This is a genomic window from Moorena sp. SIO4E2 (assembly GCF_010671945.1).
In the GTDB taxonomy this organism is placed as follows: domain Bacteria; phylum Cyanobacteriota; class Cyanobacteriia; order Cyanobacteriales; family Coleofasciculaceae; genus Moorena; species Moorena producens.
The window spans coordinates 1-1,141 of the sequence record NZ_JAAHIE010001359.1 but is presented as its reverse complement, the minus strand read 5'-3'; the positions used below and the strand labels follow the sequence as shown (position 1 = coordinate 1,141).

Annotated in this window: 2 protein-coding genes; both read left to right on the top strand. The window is 43.5% G+C overall.

Annotated elements, in window-relative coordinates; genetic code table 11:
• The first annotated feature begins 23 nt into the window (after positions 1 to 23).
• Positions 24 to 800, top strand: coding sequence for a Uma2 family endonuclease (locus F6K37_RS43670; protein WP_071986932.1), 777 nt, complete (start codon positions 24 to 26; stop codon positions 798 to 800).
• Between the two features lie 82 nt (positions 801 to 882).
• On the top strand, positions 883 to 1,141 hold a 259-nt coding region (locus F6K37_RS43665), incomplete at its 3' end, for a DUF29 family protein (protein WP_287257382.1).

Genomic DNA, 1,141 nt, shown 5'->3' with positions numbered 1-1,141 from the left:
ACTATCAGGTTCAACAGAAGATCATGTACCAAACTGACCCACCGCTTTCTCCCAGCGAAACTATGCCGACTATGTATGACTTACCTAGTGAAGACCCAGAGGAGCCTGGTTTGCCTGACGAATTTCATGACTTCCAACCCCAGCTATTGCGGGAAACCTGCCAACCTCCCAACTATCCCAGGGAGGAGATGTTCATTGGTACAGACCTAAATTTATATTACGATAGTCATAATTTGTTGTGGCACAAACGACCGGATTGGTTTCTGGTATTGGGTGTCACTCCTGCTCAACAACAACAAGATCTGCGCTGGAGTTATGTGGTTTGGCAGGAAGGAAGAGTGCCATTTTTGGTAGTCGAACTCCTATCACCAGGTACCGAAGCTGAAGATTTAGGACAAACCCTAAGGTCTGCCAACAAGCCACCCACCAAATGGCAAGCATATGAACAGTATATGCGCATTCCTTACTATGTGGTCTTTGACCGTTATGAAAACCAGTTGCGGGTGTTTCAATTAATTGTCACTCAGTATCAGGAAGCAGAGCTTTCTGAGCCCAAATTTTGGATTCCAGAACTGGAATTAGGGTTAGGGGTATGGCAAGGAAAATATCAAGAAACACAAGGGTTGTGGCTGCGTTGGTATGATGAAGCTGGTAATTGGATTGAGACTTCAGCAGAACGGGCAGAACGGCAAAACCAACGGGCAGAACAAGAACACCAACGGGCAGAACAAGAACGCCAACGGGCAGAGCGATTGGCAGAAAAATTGCGTACCCTTGGCATCAATCCCGATGATTTATAAGGGGGGTGATCCAACTTCCTAGCTTCCTACTCCCGACTCCCGATTCCCGATTCCCTACTCCCTACTCCCATCAACTCAGGACATGGAAGAATTAACCTTATTACGTCAACTCATTGAAGAAAGAAACTATCATAAAGCCTTAGAAATTGTTGATGAACTAGAAGAAATGTCAAAGGAGGATAAATTAAATAAAATTTATAGCTATGCAGTAATTTTACTATTACATTTAATCAAGCAAGAAGTAGAAAAACGCACGACCCGCTCTTGGGAATTTTCTATTTATAATGCCAGCAAAAATATTAAACGAGTTAACAAACGGCGAAAATCAGGAGGATATTATG

Coding starts and splice junctions, on each gene's coding strand:
- F6K37_RS43670 (WP_071986932.1), top strand. CDS start 24: ATGTACCAAACTGACCCACCGCTTTCTCCCAGCGAAACTATGCCGACT.